The organism is Prosthecodimorpha staleyi, from assembly GCF_018729455.1.
GTDB lineage: Bacteria > Pseudomonadota > Alphaproteobacteria > Rhizobiales > Ancalomicrobiaceae > Prosthecodimorpha > Prosthecodimorpha staleyi.
This window is the reverse complement of record NZ_JAHHZF010000008.1, coordinates 243,714-257,364: the sequence shown is the minus strand read 5'-3', so window position 1 is coordinate 257,364 and position 13,651 is coordinate 243,714. Positions and strand designations below refer to the sequence as shown.

The window sequence follows — 13,651 nt, the reverse complement described above, 5'->3', positions numbered from 1 at the left end:
CTCAATAGGAGGCAGGCTGGCCGGCCGCAGCGGTGCCGCCGCCGAGCCGGGCGAGAAGATCGTCGAGAAGGCCGCTCGCCCCGAAGCGGAACGTGGCGGGCGAAGCCCAGTCGGGGCCGAGAATCCGGTCGGCGATATCCAGGTAGCGCCCCGCATCTTCCGTTGTGCGGATGCCGCCCGCCGCCTTGAAGCCGCAGGGCCGGCCGGCATCCCAGATCGCCTGAAGCATGATCTCTGCAGCCTCGGGCGTGGCATTGACATCGACCTTGCCGGTCGAGGTCTTGATGAAGTCGGCCCCGGCCGCGATGGCGAGGTCGGCGGCCTGGCGGATCAGCGCCGGGTCGGCGAGTCGGCCGGTCTCCAGGATGACCTTGAGGCTGACCGGTGGCGGCGGAAACAGCGCGCGCACGGCCGCGATCATCCTCTCGGCGGCCGCCGCGTCGCCGGCCATCAGCGCGCGATAGGGCAGCACCAGGTCGATCTCGTCGGCTCCGTCGCGCAGCGCCGCCTCGGTCTCGGCGACCACAGCCGCCAGGTCGGTGCCGCCGTCGGGGAAGTTGACCACCGTGGCGATCCTGATCGGGCTCGCCGGATCGAGCCGCGACCGGGCGCGGGCGACGAAGCGCGGCCAGAGGCAGACCGCCGCGACCGGCCCGAACGCCGTCGCCGCCCGGTCGACAAGCGCGTCGACGGCGGCCGGCGTGCAGGTGTCGCCGAGATCGGTCAGGTCGACGAGCGGCAGGGCACGGGCCGCGATGGCGGCGAGGCGGACGGTTTCGGGCATGTCAGGCCTCTCCGGTCGGGCCGGCCAGATCGGCCAGGATGGCGAGAAGGAGCGCGCGGAACCGGTCGACGCCGCGCGCCGCCTCGGCCTTGGTCTCCTCGTGGGAGAGCGGCCGGCCGGTCATCCCCGCCCCGAGATTGGTGATCATCGAGAGGCCGAGCAGCCTGAGGCCATGATAGCGGGCGAGGATCGCCTCCGGAACCGTCGACATGCCGACCGCATCGGCGCCGAGCCGGCGCGCCATGCGGATCTCGGCCGGGGTCTCGAAAGACGGGCCGGTGAACCACAGATAGACGCCCTCGCCGAGCGGGATGTCGAGCGCCTTTGCCCGGGCGCGGGCGAGCGCGCGCAAGTCCGGGTCCCAGGCGTCGACCATGTTGACGAAGCGCGCGTCGCCCTCCCGTCCGATCAGCGGATTGGGGCCGAGCGCGATATGGTCGGCGATCAGCATCGGCGTGCCCGGCGGCATGGCCTCGTCGAGCGAGCCGGCGGCATTGGTCAGGATGAGCGTGTCGGCGCCGAGCGCCTTCAGGGTCGCGATGGCCGGTTCCATCACGTTGGCGCGGCCGGATTCGTAGAAATGCGCCCGGCCGGCCATGACGGCGACCGGCAGGCCGGCGAGCCGGCCGAGCACCAGTTCGCCGCTATGACCGGAGACGCCGGCGCGCGGGAAGCCGGGCAGGTCGACATAGGGGATGCGGGCGGCATCCGTGACCGCGTCGGCGAGGCCCGAGAGCCCGGAGCCGAGCACGATGGCCACCTTCGGCGCCGGCGCAGCGGGCGCCCAGTCGCGGATCACGGCGGCGAGTTCGGTCGGGGTCATGGTTGAACCGGCATGAGAGGGACCATCACAGATGTTCCGGTCCGAAGGAGATCGGCAACAGATCGTCGAGCGTCAAGGTCCGCACCCGCCCGTCGGCCTCGCGCAGGTGGACGCGCGCCGTCAGCCCTCCGAATTCGCGGATCTTCTGCCGGCAGCCGCCGCAGGGCGGGCAGAGCAGTTCCGCGCCATGCTCCGGGCCGCCGACCACCGCGATCTCGGCGATCTCGGTCGAGCCGGCCAGCACCATAGCGGCGATAGCGCCGGCCTCCGCGCAGGTGCCGAGCGGATAGGCGGCATTCTCGACATTGCAGCCGGCATGGATGCGGCCGTCGCCGTCGCGGATCGCGGCGCCGACCAGGAAGCGCGAATAGGGCGCGTAGGCGCGGGTCCGCGCCGCGGCGGCGGCGGCGAACAGGGCGTCGAGGGCGACCTCGGCCGTGGCCGATTGCGGCATGATCAGCGGTCCTTCGTGTAGGGGACGCCGGAGGCGCGCGGCGGGATGGCGCGGCCGATGAAACCGGCCAGCAGCACCACCGTTAGCACATAGGGCAGCGCCTGGAACACCTGCACGGGCACCGGGCCGACGACCGGCAGCGGCGTGCCCTGCAGGCGGATGGCGACGGCATCGAGCAGGCCGAACAGCAGACAGGTCAGCATGGCCGGCACCGGCCGCCACTTGGCGAAGACCAGCGCGGCGAGCGCGATGAAGCCCTTGCCGGCGGTCATGTCGCGGATGAAGCCGGCCGACTGGGCGATCGCCAGATAGGTGCCGGCCAGGCCGCACAGGAGCCCGGCGATCGTCACCGCGGCATAGCGCAGGCCGGCGACCGAGATGCCGGCGGTGTCGACCGCATGCGGGTTCTCGCCGACGGCGCGCAGACGCAGCCCGAAGCGGGTCCGGCCGAGCGCGTACCAGGTCACCGGCACCGCCAGGAAGGCGAGATAGACCAGGATGTTGTGGCCCGAGACGACCTCCGACCACAGCCGCCCGAAGCCGCCGGCCGCGCGCGCGGCGACCTCTCCGGGCAGGTCGATCGGCTGGAAGCGGGCGTCGCCCTGCACCGGCGGGGTACGTCCGCCCTGCGCGAACCAGGCCTGACCGAGCAGGGCGGTCAGGCCGGCGGCGACGAAGTTGATCGCCACGCCCGAGACGATCTGGTTGCCGCGCTGGCTGATCGAGGCGAAGCCATGCACCAGCGAGAAGGCGATGGAGACCAGAACGGCGGCGAGGAGGCCGAGCCAGGCCGAGCCGGTCACCGCCGCGGCGGCACCGGCCGCGAAGGCGGCGGCGAGCATCTTGCCTTCCAGGCCGATATCGACGACGCCGGAACGCTCAGACCACAATCCGGCCAGGCAGGCGAGCAGCAGCGGCACGCTCAGCCGGACGGCGGAACCGAGTACCAGGGCCGCGCTCTCGACGAACTCCATCGCGTGCCCCCTCAGGCTTCGGCAGTGCGCCGCGTGCGGCGGAACAGCCGGACGAGCGGCGGCCGGGCGAGATGTTCGAGCGCGCCGGCGAACAGGATCACCAGCCCCTGGATGACCACCACCATGTCGCGGCTGATCTTTGGACGCTCGAAGGACAGTTCCGCGCCGCCCTGATAGAGCACGCCGAACAGGAAGGCGGCGAGCACGATGCCGAGCGGATGGGCGCGGCCCATCAACGCCACCGCGATGCCGACAAAGCCGGCCCCGCCGACGAATTCGAGCAGCAGACGGTTCTGCACCCCCATCACCTCGTTGACGGCGAGGAGGCCGGCCAGCGCGCCGGAGATCATCATGGCGACCATCACCACCCGGGCCGGATCGATGCCGGCATAGACGGCCGCCGTCGGATTGAAGCCGAAGACGCGCATCTCGTAGCCGAGGCGGGAATGCCAGACCAAGAGCCAGACCAGGAGCGCGGCCAGCACGGCGAGGAAGAAGGACGGGTTCAGCGGCGAGGTGCCGACATCGAAGCCGAGCGGCAACAGCATGTCGCGGATCGGTGGCAGCCGGGTCGCCTCCGCGAAGGTGCGCGTCTCCGGGTTCATGGCGCCGGGCTTGCCGATGACGTTGACCAGCAGATAGACCATCACGGTGGCGGCGATGAAGTTGAACATGATCGTCGTGATGACGATGTGGCTGCCGCGCCGGGCCTGCGCCCAGCCGGGCAGGAAGGCCCAGCCGGCGCCGAACAGGGCGGCGGCGGCGACCGCGAAGGGCAGCACCAGCCACCAGGGCGCGCCGTCGAAGGCCAGGCACACGATCGCCACGCCGAGTCCGGCCATGGTCGCCTGCCCCTCCGCACCGATGTTGAACAGGCCGGCATGGAAGGCGACGGCGACGGCGAGACCGGTGAAGATGAAGTTGGTCGTGTAGTAGAGCGTGTAGCCGACGCCTTCGGCATAGCCGAGCGCGCCGGAGAGCATGATCCGGACGGCCGCGAGCGGGTTCTCGCCGATCGCCAGCACGACCAGGCCGGAGACCAGGAAGGCGAGCGTCAGATTGACGGCCGGCACCACCAGATAGTCGACGAGCGGCGGCAGTTCGCCGCGGGACCCGCTCATGCCGCCACCCCCGCCATCATCAGGCCGATCTCCGTCTCCGGCGTCTCCGGCCGGCACTCGCCGACGATGCGCCCGCCGCACATGCACAGGACCCGGTCGGCCAAGCTGCGGATCTCGTCGAGTTCGGCGGAGACCAGCAGGATCGCCTTGCCGCGGTCGCGCAGCGCGATCAGCCGGCGGTGGATGAACTCGATCGCCCCGATATCGACGCCGCGGGTCGGCTGGCCGACCAGCAGCACGTCCGGATCGCGCTCCATCTCGCGGCCGATGACGATCTTCTGCTGGTTGCCGCCGGAGAAGAGGCCGGTGCGCAGGCGGATATCCGGCGGCCGCACGTCGTAGCCGCGGAAGCGGTCGGCCGCCGCCGCGCGCACCGCCGCCCCGTCGATCAGGACGCCGGCCTGATAGGCCGGGTCGTCCTGATAGCCGAGCATGACGTTCTCCCAGGCCTCGAGCGCCAGGACGAGCCCCATCCGGTGGCGGTCCTCCGGCACATGGGCGAGGCCGAGCGCGCGGATGGCGGCCGGATCGAGCCCGCCGATCGCCTCCGCGCCGAGCCGGATGCCGCCCGCCGACGGACGGCGGATGCCGGCGATCGTCTCCAGAAGCTCCGACTGGCCGTTGCCGGCAACGCCGGCGATGCCGACGATCTCGCCGGCACGCACGTCGAACGTCACCCCTTCGACCAGCCGCGCGCCGCGGCCGTCGCGCACGTCGAGCCCCTCGACGGCCAGCAGCGTGCGGCCCGGCACCGACGACCCCTTGGGTACATGCAGCAGCACGCGGCGGCCGACCATGGCTTCGGCGATGCGCTCGACAGTGGTCGCGGCGGTCGGCCAAGTCGCCACCACCTCGCCGCGGCGCATGACCGAGACGGTGTCGGTGACGGCCATGATCTCGCGCAGCTTGTGGGTGATGATCACAACGGTCTTTCCCTCGGCCTTGAGACGGCGGAGGATGCGGAACAGGTGATCGGCCTCGGCGGGCGTCAGGACCGCGGTTGGCTCGTCGAGAATCAGCGTCTCGGCGCCGCGGAACAGGGCCTTCAGGATCTCGACGCGCTGCTGCTCGCCGACCGAAAGCTCGCCGACGATCCGGTCCGGATCGACCGTCAGCCCGTAGTCGCGGGCGAGCCGCTCGATCAGGCCGCGCGCCCGCGCCTCCGCGGCAGCGAGACGGGGCGCGCCCTCCGCACCCAGGATGACATTCTCGAGCACCGTGAAGGTCTCGACCAGCATGAACTGCTGGTGGACCATGCCGATGCCGAGCCCGATCGCGTCGGCGCTCGAGCGGATGCGCACCTCGCGGCCGTCGACCAGGATGCGGCCGTGATCGGCCTGGTAGAAGCCGTAGAGGATCGACATCAGCGTCGACTTGCCGGCGCCGTTCTCGCCGACGATGCCGTGGATCGAGCCCTTGTCGACGGTCAGATGGATGTCGCGATTGGCATGAACGGTGCCGAAGCGCTTGTCGATGCCGACGAGTTCGATCGCCGGCGGCAGGGCCGGTATCCGAGCATCGGGGATCGGGGCGATCGGCATGCGGCAGGCGGCCTCTCGGCAGAAAACGCGGCCGGCACAAGGGTCCGGCATCCGGACCGTCCGGCACTTCGGTCAGGGTAGCGCCGTTCCGATCTCGATCGTCAAGCCGTCATGAGCCATCTCGTGGCGGATATCCTCCGGGTGATCGAGCATGTCGCGGCTCATATGGGTCAGCACGACGCGCCGCGCGCCGATCTCGGGGAGCCGGGCGGCGAGCGTCGCATAGTCCATGTGGACCGCCATCGGCCGCGCCCGCGTGTAGCATTCGACCGCGAACAGGTCGGCGCCCTGCGCCAGCGGGATCAGGGTATCGGTCCAGGTCGTATCGCCGGAATAGACGAAGGTGACGCCGTCGGCGGCGATCCGGTAGCCGTAGCAGCAGGCGAGATTGGGATCGTGCTTGACCGGGCGGGCGGTGACGGTCGCCCCGGCGATGTCTGTCGGGACGGCTTCGGCGATCTCGACGAACCGGATTTCATAGACGCGCGGCGCCTTCATGAAGCCCGGATAGCAGGCCTCCAGGAGCCGGACCACGGCTGCCTCCACGCCGGGAGGGCCGGCGATCAGCAGGGGCGCCTTGCGCTGCGAGACGTAGTGAGCGTCGAGGATGAAATAGGGCAGCCCGCCGAAATGGTCGCCGTGGAAATGCGTCAGCAGGATAGCGCCGATCCGGTTCAGGTCGAGGCCGGACGCCTTCAGACCGTGGAAGGCGCTGGCGCCGAGATCGACCAGCATTTCGGTGGCCGCAGTGGCGACATGGATGCAGGTATGGAACCGGCCGCCGGAACCGAAGGCGTCGCCGGAGCCGATGAAGCGGATGTGCATAGGGAGACCTGGGCGGGGGAGAGGCTTTGGGCAGTGGGCAGTGGGCAGTGGGCAGTGGGCAGTGGGCAGTGGGCAGATAGATGCTGAGCGATGGGCAAGTGAATAGTCAACAGCCAGAAGAAGATGGCACCCAAAACCGGACGCCTGTCCACTGCCTATTGCCTATTGCCTACTGCCTATTGCCTTCCGATCAGCCTACCTGCCCACTCCCTGCTTCACTGCCCGATCAGAACGGGCACTTCTTGTCGGCCATGTAGTCGTGCACCTTGATGGTGCCGGCGATGATGTCGGCGGCGGCCTTGTCGGCGGCGGCCTTCATGGCGGGGGTGACGAGGGCCGCGTTGTTATTGTCCATGGCGTAGCCGACGCCGCCCTCGGCGAGGCCGAGCACCTTGACGCCGGCCGTGAACTTGCCGGACTTGGCGTCGTTGAGGCTGTCATAGACCGCCACGTCGACGCGCTTCAGCATCGAGGTCAGCACCTTGCCGGGATGCAGGCCGTTCTGGTTGGAATCGACGCCGATGCCGAGCTTGCCGGCATCCGCGGCCGCCTGCAGCACGCCGATGCCGGTGCCGCCGGCGGCGTGATAGACCACGTCGGCGCCGCGATCGATCTGCGAGCGGGCCAGTTCGCCGCCCTTGACCGGGTCGCTCCAGGCCGCGCCGGTGGTGCCGGTCATGTTCTGGTAGACCTCGATCTTGCCGTTGGTCGCCTTGGCGCCCTGCACGTAGCCGCAAGCGAAGCGGCTGATCAGCGGGATGTCCATGCCGCCGACGAAGCCGATCTTGCCGGACTTGGAGGCCATCGCGGCGAGCACGCCGACCAGATAGGAGCCCTCCTGCTCGCGGAACAGGATCGAGCGGACGTTGGGCAGGTCGACCACCATGTCGACAATCGCGAACTTGATGTCCGGGAACTCCTTGGCGACCTTCTCGACCGCCTGGGCCTGGCTGAAGCCGATGGCGATGATCGGGTTCTGGCCGCGGCGCGCGAAGTTGCGCAGCGCCTGTTCGCGCTGGGCGTCGTTCTGGATCTCGAAGTCCCGATACTCGGCGCCGGCGTCCTTCTTGAACTTCTCGGCGCCCATGAAGGCCGCCTCGTTGAAGGATTTGTCGTTGCGGCCGCCGAGGTCGTAGAGAATCGCGGGCTGGAACTGCTGCGCCACTGCCGGAGCCGACAGCGCCGCCATGGTCAGGAACAGCGCGGTGACGAATTTCGACATGTCTCACTCCCTCATGCGGCGGCCCGTTTCCGCCCGGATGGACGATGTTGGCATGAAGCCCCAAGGCTTGGCGAGCCCCCAGCATGCCGTTGCGTCGTCGCCGGCCGGCGGGCCGACCCAGGCCCACCGTTAAGAAATGTTGCACGATTGCCACCCAGACTCGGTGAGCCGCCTCAGGGATCAGGAGTTGCTTGAACAGAATCGAGGCATGAGGAAAGATTGTGCAGGTGAAACGACGTGACCCGATCCAGGCCGGCCCGCCGAGGTCTTCCGCCAAGGATCGGATCGAAAGGCGGTGCCGCGTACCGGTCCGGTCCTGACGCCAGACCCGTGCCGTGCATCGTCCGGGAGGAATAGCCGGGAGCCCTCGCAGCCAATGGAGGCTTGCCGTGCATGCTCTCGTCTCTTCGTGGACCCGCCTCTCTTCGTGGTCGCGCCTCGCGTCCCGGCTCCGCTCCGGATATGCCGCCGCCGGGCTCCGGACCGGTCTCGCCGTCCTGCTCGCCGCCCTCGCCGCCAGCCCGGCCGCCGCCCAGCGCGGCTATGCCGGCATCGCCCCGATCGAGGTCGACGTCGCCCTGGTGCTGGCCGTCGATGCCTCGCAAAGCATGGACGAGGACGAACAGCACCTGCAGCGCGACGGCTATGTCGACGCCCTGACCGCCCCGGAGGTCATCCAGGCGATCCGCTTCGGCCGCCATCACCGCATCGCGGTCGCCTATTTCGAATGGGGCAGCATGGACCAGCAGGTCCTGATCGCGCCCTGGACGATCATCGACGGCGAGGACGCCGCGCGCGACTTCGCCGCCCGGATTCGGGCCGCCCCGCTCAACAACCTGCAACGCACCTCGATCAGCGCCGCGCTCGACTTTGCCGGCCAGCTGTTCGCCCGCACCGCCTTCCGCGCCACCCGCAAGGTGGTCGACGTCTCCGGTGACGGTCCGAACAACCAGGGCCTGGTGGTCTCGGACGCCCGCGACGCGCTGGTCGCGCAGGGCGTGACCATCAACGGCCTGCCGATCGTCATGAAGGACACGACGCTCGACTGGTCGCCGGCCCCGCAGCTCGACCGCTACTACGAGGATTGCGTGATCGGCGGCGAGGGTTCGTTCATGATCCCGGTCCGGGGCATGGAGAATTTCGGCAAGGCCTTGAAGATGAAGCTGATCATCGAGATCGCCGGGCTGCAGCCGGCACTGAAGGTCGTCCCGGCGGCGGCGGCCGGCACGCCGGCCTGCCGTTTCTATGAGTAGCATCACGCATGCGTGACGGCGGCGGCGGCCGGCGCCGCCGCCCTCGCCCTTCGCGATGCGACCGTTCCGTGACACAGTTTCGGCTTCGCCGTCGGAGGCGGACCCGGCAGGGGTCCCGCCGCTGCACGACGATCCGCCTGGAATGGTGCCGGTTTCGGGGAGGTCCGCCTTGCCAGTCCGTGTCTTCGCATCGCTTGTTGCCCTGCTCGCCGCCCTGGCCGGGCTCGCCGGCACGCCGGCCCGGGCGGAGACCCGGGTCGATGTCGAACTGGTGCTGGCGGTCGACATTTCCTATTCGATGGACGAGGACGAACAGCGCCTGCAGCGGGCCGGCTATGTCGAGGCGATCACCTCGCCGGAGGTCCTGGAGGCGATCCGGCGCGGCCCGAACCAGCGCATCGCCGTCGCCTATGTCGAATGGGCCGGCGCGGCCGAGCAGCGGCTGACCGTCGACTGGACGCTGATCGACGGCAAGGCCGCCGCCGAGGCCTTCGTCGCCAAGCTGATGGCCCAGCCGATCCGGCGCGCCTACCGCACGTCGATTTCGGGCGCGCTCGGCTTCTCCGCGCCGCTCTTCGACCGCAACGGCTATGACGGCCTGCGCCAGGTGATCGATGTCTCCGGCGACGGGCCGAACAACCAGGGCCTGCCGGTCGAGGAGGTCCGGCGCGAGGTGCTCGACCGCGGCATCGTCATCAACGGCCTGCCGATCCTGATCAAGCGGCCGAATTTCGGCACCATGGACATCACCGATCTCGACACCTACTACGGAGAATGCGTGGTCGGCGGCGAAGGCTCCTTCATGGTGCCGATCAAGACCCGCGAGGCCTTCCTGGCGGCCACCCGCATGAAGCTCCTGATGGAGATCGCCGGCGACTTCCCACCCGCGACGCCGGCCTCCCGCGAACCGCGCATCGTTCCGGCTGCCGAAAAGCTGAACCCGCTCTGCTTGGTCGGCGAGAGGCTGTGGCAGGAACGGCAGGACTGGATGCGCAACTGAGCGGGCGCCGATGCGCTGGGGGCCCCACGGCCCCCGAGCCGGTTGACTGCGGGATACCGCTCGATCGCCGGAACCCGGGATGCGGACGGCGCGGCTTCGGTGCATCATGGCGCCGGTTCGGGGGGAACGGTCGGCATCGCGGCCGGTTCAGGCCGAATCGCACCCGCAATCCTCAAGGAACCGGCCGGCCGTGCCCTCTCCCGAACTCTCCCGCGACAGTTTTCCCTTCCCGGTCCTGGTCGCCGATATCGGCGGCACCAATGCCCGCTTCGCCCTGATCGCCGATCGCGGCGCCGACATTGCGGGCTACCGGACGGTCCACACGGCCGATTTCCCCGACCCGATCGCCGCCATCGAAAGCCTCGGCCATGTCGATCCGGCGCCGCGCAGCGCCGTGATGGCGCTGGCCGCACCGGTGACCGGCGACGAGGTGGCGCTGACCAACTGCCCCTGGGTGATCCGCCCGCGCGCGATGATCGACCGTCTCGGTCTCGACGACGTCCTCCTGATCAACGATTTCGAGGCGCAGGCGCTCGCCCTGCCCTCGCTGAAGCTCGACGGCGCCGACCTGGTCCAGATCGGCGGCGGCACCGAGCGGCCGTCGGCCACCAAGGTGGTGGTCGGGCCCGGCACCGGGCTCGGCGTCGCGACGCTGGTCCATGCGCTCGGGCTCTGGATTCCGGTGCCGGGCGAAGGCGGCCATGTCAGTCTCGGTCCGGAGGCGCCGGACGAGGCGCCGGTCTGGGCGGCGATTGAGCGGATCGGCGGGCGCGTCACCGGGGAGAGCATCCTGTCGGGCTCCGGCATGCTGCGCCTCGCCCGCGCCGTGGCGGCCGCCCGCGGCCTGCCCTGCCCGTACCATCATCCGGAGGAGGTCACCGCCGGCGCCGAGGCCGGTGAGGCGATCGGGCTTGAAACCCTGCGCCTGTTCGCCCGCTCGCTCGGCCGGATCGCCGGGGATTTCGCGCTTTCGAGCCTTGCCCGCGGCGGCGTCTACATCGCCGGCGGCATTCCGCAGAAGATCGAGCGCTTCCTGACCGACGGCACCTTCCGCGCCGCCTTCGAGGCCAAGGCACCCCACACGGCATTGGTCTCCGACATCCCGACCTATCTGGTGCGCCATCCGCGCGCCGCCCTGGTCGGCCTCGCCGCCTATGCGGCCCATCCGGAGCGTTACGGGCTCGACCTGGAAGGCCGGCACTGGCGGCGGGGCGGCTGAGGCCGGCGGGCGGCGCGGCGACTGCAAGGGCACCGACCGCGTGACCGGAAGGGTCGCCGTCCCCAATCTTTTGGGCCGCGATGGGTTGCAGAGCACCGATTGGTCCGCCTCTTGCTTGACGTTACCAACAAGTCAGGCATTGCGTGACGGCAGCAGCCGGCTCACCATGCCGGTCCGGGCGAGCGGGGAAGAGCGACGATGGCCTTCGTGGAACTCAAGGACATCTGGCTGCGCTATGGCGGCACGGAGGGGACGCTTGCGCTCAAGAACGCCTCGATGTCGGTGCGCGACGGCGAGTTCGTGGCCGTGGTCGGTCCGTCCGGCTGCGGCAAGTCGACCCTGATGAAGGCGGTGACCGGCCTCTGGCCGCCGACCAGGGGCGAAGTCACGGTGGCCGGCAGCAAGGTCACGGGACCGGTCGGCATCGTCGGCATGGCGTTCCAGAACTCGGTCCAGCTGCCCTGGCGCAACACGCTCGACAACATCATGCTGCCGCTCGAGATCGTCGAGCCGCATGCCTCCCGGCTCGCCGCCCACAAGGCCGAATATGTCGCCAAGGCGCGCGAATTGATGGGTCTGGTCGGGCTGACCGGCTTCGAGAAGCGCTATCCCTGGCAGCTGTCCGGCGGCATGCAGCAGCGCGCCTCGCTGTGCCGCGCCCTGATCCACGAGCCCAAGCTCCTGATGCTCGACGAGCCCTTCGGCGCGCTCGACATGTTCACGCGCGAGGAATTGTGGGGCGTGCTGCAGGATCTCTGGATGTCGAAGAAGCCGACCGTGATCCTGGTCACCCACGACCTGCGCGAGGCGGTGTTCCTGGCCGACCGCATCCTGGTCATGAGCGCGCGGCCGGGCCGTTTCGTCGCCGAATATAACGTGCCGTTCCCGCGCCCGCGCACGCTGGAGACCACCTACCTGCCCGATTTCATCGAGATCACCCACATGCTGCGCAGCCTGATCCAGTCGGCGCGGCAGGATGCGGCCTGAGGAGACGATCATGAGCGCCACCGAGGCCCAACCCGCGTCGCCGGCCGCCGCACCCGACGAGATCGATATCGACCGGGTGGTCCCGCGGCCGTTCTGGAAGCGACCGAAGGTGATCGAGCGGGCGATGCCCTGGATGGTAATCGCCGGCTTCATCCTGGTCTGGGAGCTGATCTGCCTGATCTTCCCGATCAAGACCTTCATCCTGCCGGCGCCGCACGTCATCGTGCAGTCGATGATCACCTGGTGGCCTCAGATCCTGGAGAATTCCGGCCAGACCCTGTTCACCACGGTGGTCGGCTTCCTGATCGCGGTCGCATTCGGGCTCGTCGGCGGCGTGCTGATCGGCTCCTCGACGCTGATCTACAACGGCTTCTATCCGCTGCTGATCGGCTTCAACGCCATCCCGAAGGTCGCCATCGTGCCGATCCTGGTGCTGTGGTTCGGCATCGGCACGGTGCCGGCGATCATCACCGCCTTCATCATCTCCTTCTTCCCGATCCTGGTGAATGTCGCGACCGGCATCGCCACCGTGGAGCCGGAACTGAAGGACGTGCTGCGCGCGCTCGGCGCCTCCAACCGGCAGATCATCATGAAGGTCGGCCTGCCGCGCTCGATGCCCTATTTCTTCGCCAGCCTGAAGGTTGCCATCACGGTCGCCTTCGTCGGCTCGATCATGTCCGAGACGGTCGCCGCGAATGTGGGCATCGGTGCGCTCATGATGGCGGCACAGGGGCGCTTCGAAGTGCCGCTGGTCTTCGCGGGGCTGATCGCCACGGCGGTGATGGGCATCATGCTCTATGTGATCGCCGAGACGATCGAGCGGCGGGTGATCGGCTGGGCGACCCGCGGCATCAACGGCCCCGGCAGCGTGTGAACGGCATCCCGATGACCTCCCCTTCCGACATCCGGCGGATCGAAACCGCCCGCACCATCCTGCGCCCGCACGAGCCGGCCGATTTCGACGCCTACGCGGCGCTGTGGGCCGACGCCGAGGTAACCCGCTTCATCGGCGGCAAGCCGTTCACGCGCGAGGCCAGTTGGTGGCGGTTCCTGAACCGGACCGGCCTCTGGCCGCTGCTCGGCTTCGGCTTCTTCGCCGTCCTCGACCGGGACACCGGAGCCTTCCTGGGCGAGGCCGGCTTCCACGACATGAAGCGCGACCTGACGCCCTCGATCGAGGGCAGCCTGGAATGCGGCTGGGCGCTGACCCCAGCCGTCGCCGGGCGCGGGCTCGCCACCGAGATCGTCACCGCGCTGGTCGGCTGGGCCGGCGAACATTTCCCCGACAAGCGGCTGACCGCGATGATCGAGGTCAGCCATGTCCGCTCGATCCGCGTTGCCGAGAAGACCGGCTTCGCGGCCTTCGCCGAGACCACCTATCTCGGCAAGCCGGTGACGCTGTTCGAACGCCTGTCGTAGGCGAGACGCTCCGGATCCGAACGGCGGTG

At 69.5% G+C, this 13,651-nt stretch carries 14 protein-coding genes; 6 read left to right on the top strand and 8 right to left on the bottom strand.

Annotated features, from left to right (window positions below; all coding sequences use genetic code 11):
• Window position 1: 1 nt before the first annotated feature.
• From deoC to KL771_RS17465, 8 genes are all read right to left on the bottom strand, one after another.
• Window positions 2-784 (bottom strand): deoxyribose-phosphate aldolase, encoded by a 783-nt coding sequence (gene deoC, locus KL771_RS17500; protein WP_261969824.1) that lies wholly within the window; start codon window positions 782-784, stop codon window positions 2-4.
• Window position 785: 1 nt separating this feature from the next.
• Window positions 786-1,607, bottom strand: a complete 822-nt coding sequence (locus tag KL771_RS17495; RefSeq protein WP_261969823.1) for a purine-nucleoside phosphorylase — start codon at window positions 1,605-1,607, stop codon at window positions 786-788.
• Window positions 1,608-1,632: 25 nt separating this feature from the next.
• Window positions 1,633-2,061, bottom strand: a complete 429-nt coding sequence (locus KL771_RS17490) for a cytidine deaminase (protein WP_261969822.1) — start codon at window positions 2,059-2,061, stop codon at window positions 1,633-1,635.
• A 2-nt stretch (window positions 2,062-2,063) separates the two neighbouring features.
• Window positions 2,064-3,035, bottom strand: coding sequence for an ABC transporter permease (locus KL771_RS17485; RefSeq protein WP_261969821.1), 972 nt, complete (start codon window positions 3,033-3,035; stop codon window positions 2,064-2,066).
• An 11-nt stretch (window positions 3,036-3,046) separates the two neighbouring features.
• A complete protein-coding gene (locus tag KL771_RS17480) occupies window positions 3,047-4,156 on the bottom strand; it encodes an ABC transporter permease (RefSeq protein WP_261969820.1) in 1,110 nt (369 codons plus the stop codon).
• On the bottom strand, window positions 4,153-5,697 hold the full coding sequence (locus tag KL771_RS17475; protein WP_261969819.1) for an ABC transporter ATP-binding protein: 1,545 nt from the start codon (window positions 5,695-5,697) through the stop codon (window positions 4,153-4,155). Before KL771_RS17475 ends, KL771_RS17480 begins: the two co-directional genes overlap by 4 nt.
• A 72-nt stretch (window positions 5,698-5,769) precedes the next feature.
• On the bottom strand, window positions 5,770-6,522 hold the full coding sequence (locus tag KL771_RS17470; protein ID WP_261969818.1) for an MBL fold metallo-hydrolase: 753 nt from the start codon (window positions 6,520-6,522) through the stop codon (window positions 5,770-5,772).
• Between the two features lie 226 nt (window positions 6,523-6,748).
• Window positions 6,749-7,744 (bottom strand): BMP family lipoprotein, encoded by a 996-nt coding sequence (locus tag KL771_RS17465; protein WP_261969817.1) that lies wholly within the window; start codon window positions 7,742-7,744, stop codon window positions 6,749-6,751.
• 389 nt (window positions 7,745-8,133) lie between these two features.
• On the opposite strand from KL771_RS17465, the gene KL771_RS17460 reads away from it, so the two are divergent.
• From KL771_RS17460 to KL771_RS17435, 6 genes are all read left to right on the top strand, one after another.
• The gene (locus KL771_RS17460) at window positions 8,134-8,997 is read left to right on the top strand and encodes a DUF1194 domain-containing protein (RefSeq protein ID WP_261969816.1); all 864 of its coding nucleotides are present in this window, start codon (window positions 8,134-8,136) and stop codon (window positions 8,995-8,997) included.
• A 142-nt stretch (window positions 8,998-9,139) separates the two neighbouring features.
• Complete coding sequence (locus KL771_RS17455; RefSeq protein ID WP_390867062.1) at window positions 9,140-9,997, top strand: DUF1194 domain-containing protein; 858 nt, start codon at window positions 9,140-9,142, stop codon at window positions 9,995-9,997.
• A gap of 190 nt (window positions 9,998-10,187) precedes the next feature.
• Window positions 10,188-11,216, top strand: coding sequence for a glucokinase (locus KL771_RS17450; protein WP_261969814.1), 1,029 nt, complete (start codon window positions 10,188-10,190; stop codon window positions 11,214-11,216).
• 198 nt (window positions 11,217-11,414) lie between these two features.
• Entirely contained in the window at window positions 11,415-12,203 is a 789-nt protein-coding gene (locus KL771_RS17445) for an ABC transporter ATP-binding protein (protein WP_261969813.1), read from the top strand.
• Between the two features lie 10 nt (window positions 12,204-12,213).
• Window positions 12,214-13,077 carry an ABC transporter permease gene (locus tag KL771_RS17440; protein ID WP_261969812.1) on the top strand — a complete coding sequence of 288 codons (864 nt, stop codon included), beginning with the start codon at window positions 12,214-12,216 and terminating at the stop codon, window positions 13,075-13,077.
• Between the two features lie 11 nt (window positions 13,078-13,088).
• Entirely contained in the window at window positions 13,089-13,622 is a 534-nt protein-coding gene (locus tag KL771_RS17435; RefSeq protein ID WP_261969811.1) for a GNAT family N-acetyltransferase, read from the top strand.
• Window positions 13,623-13,651 lie beyond the last annotated feature (29 nt).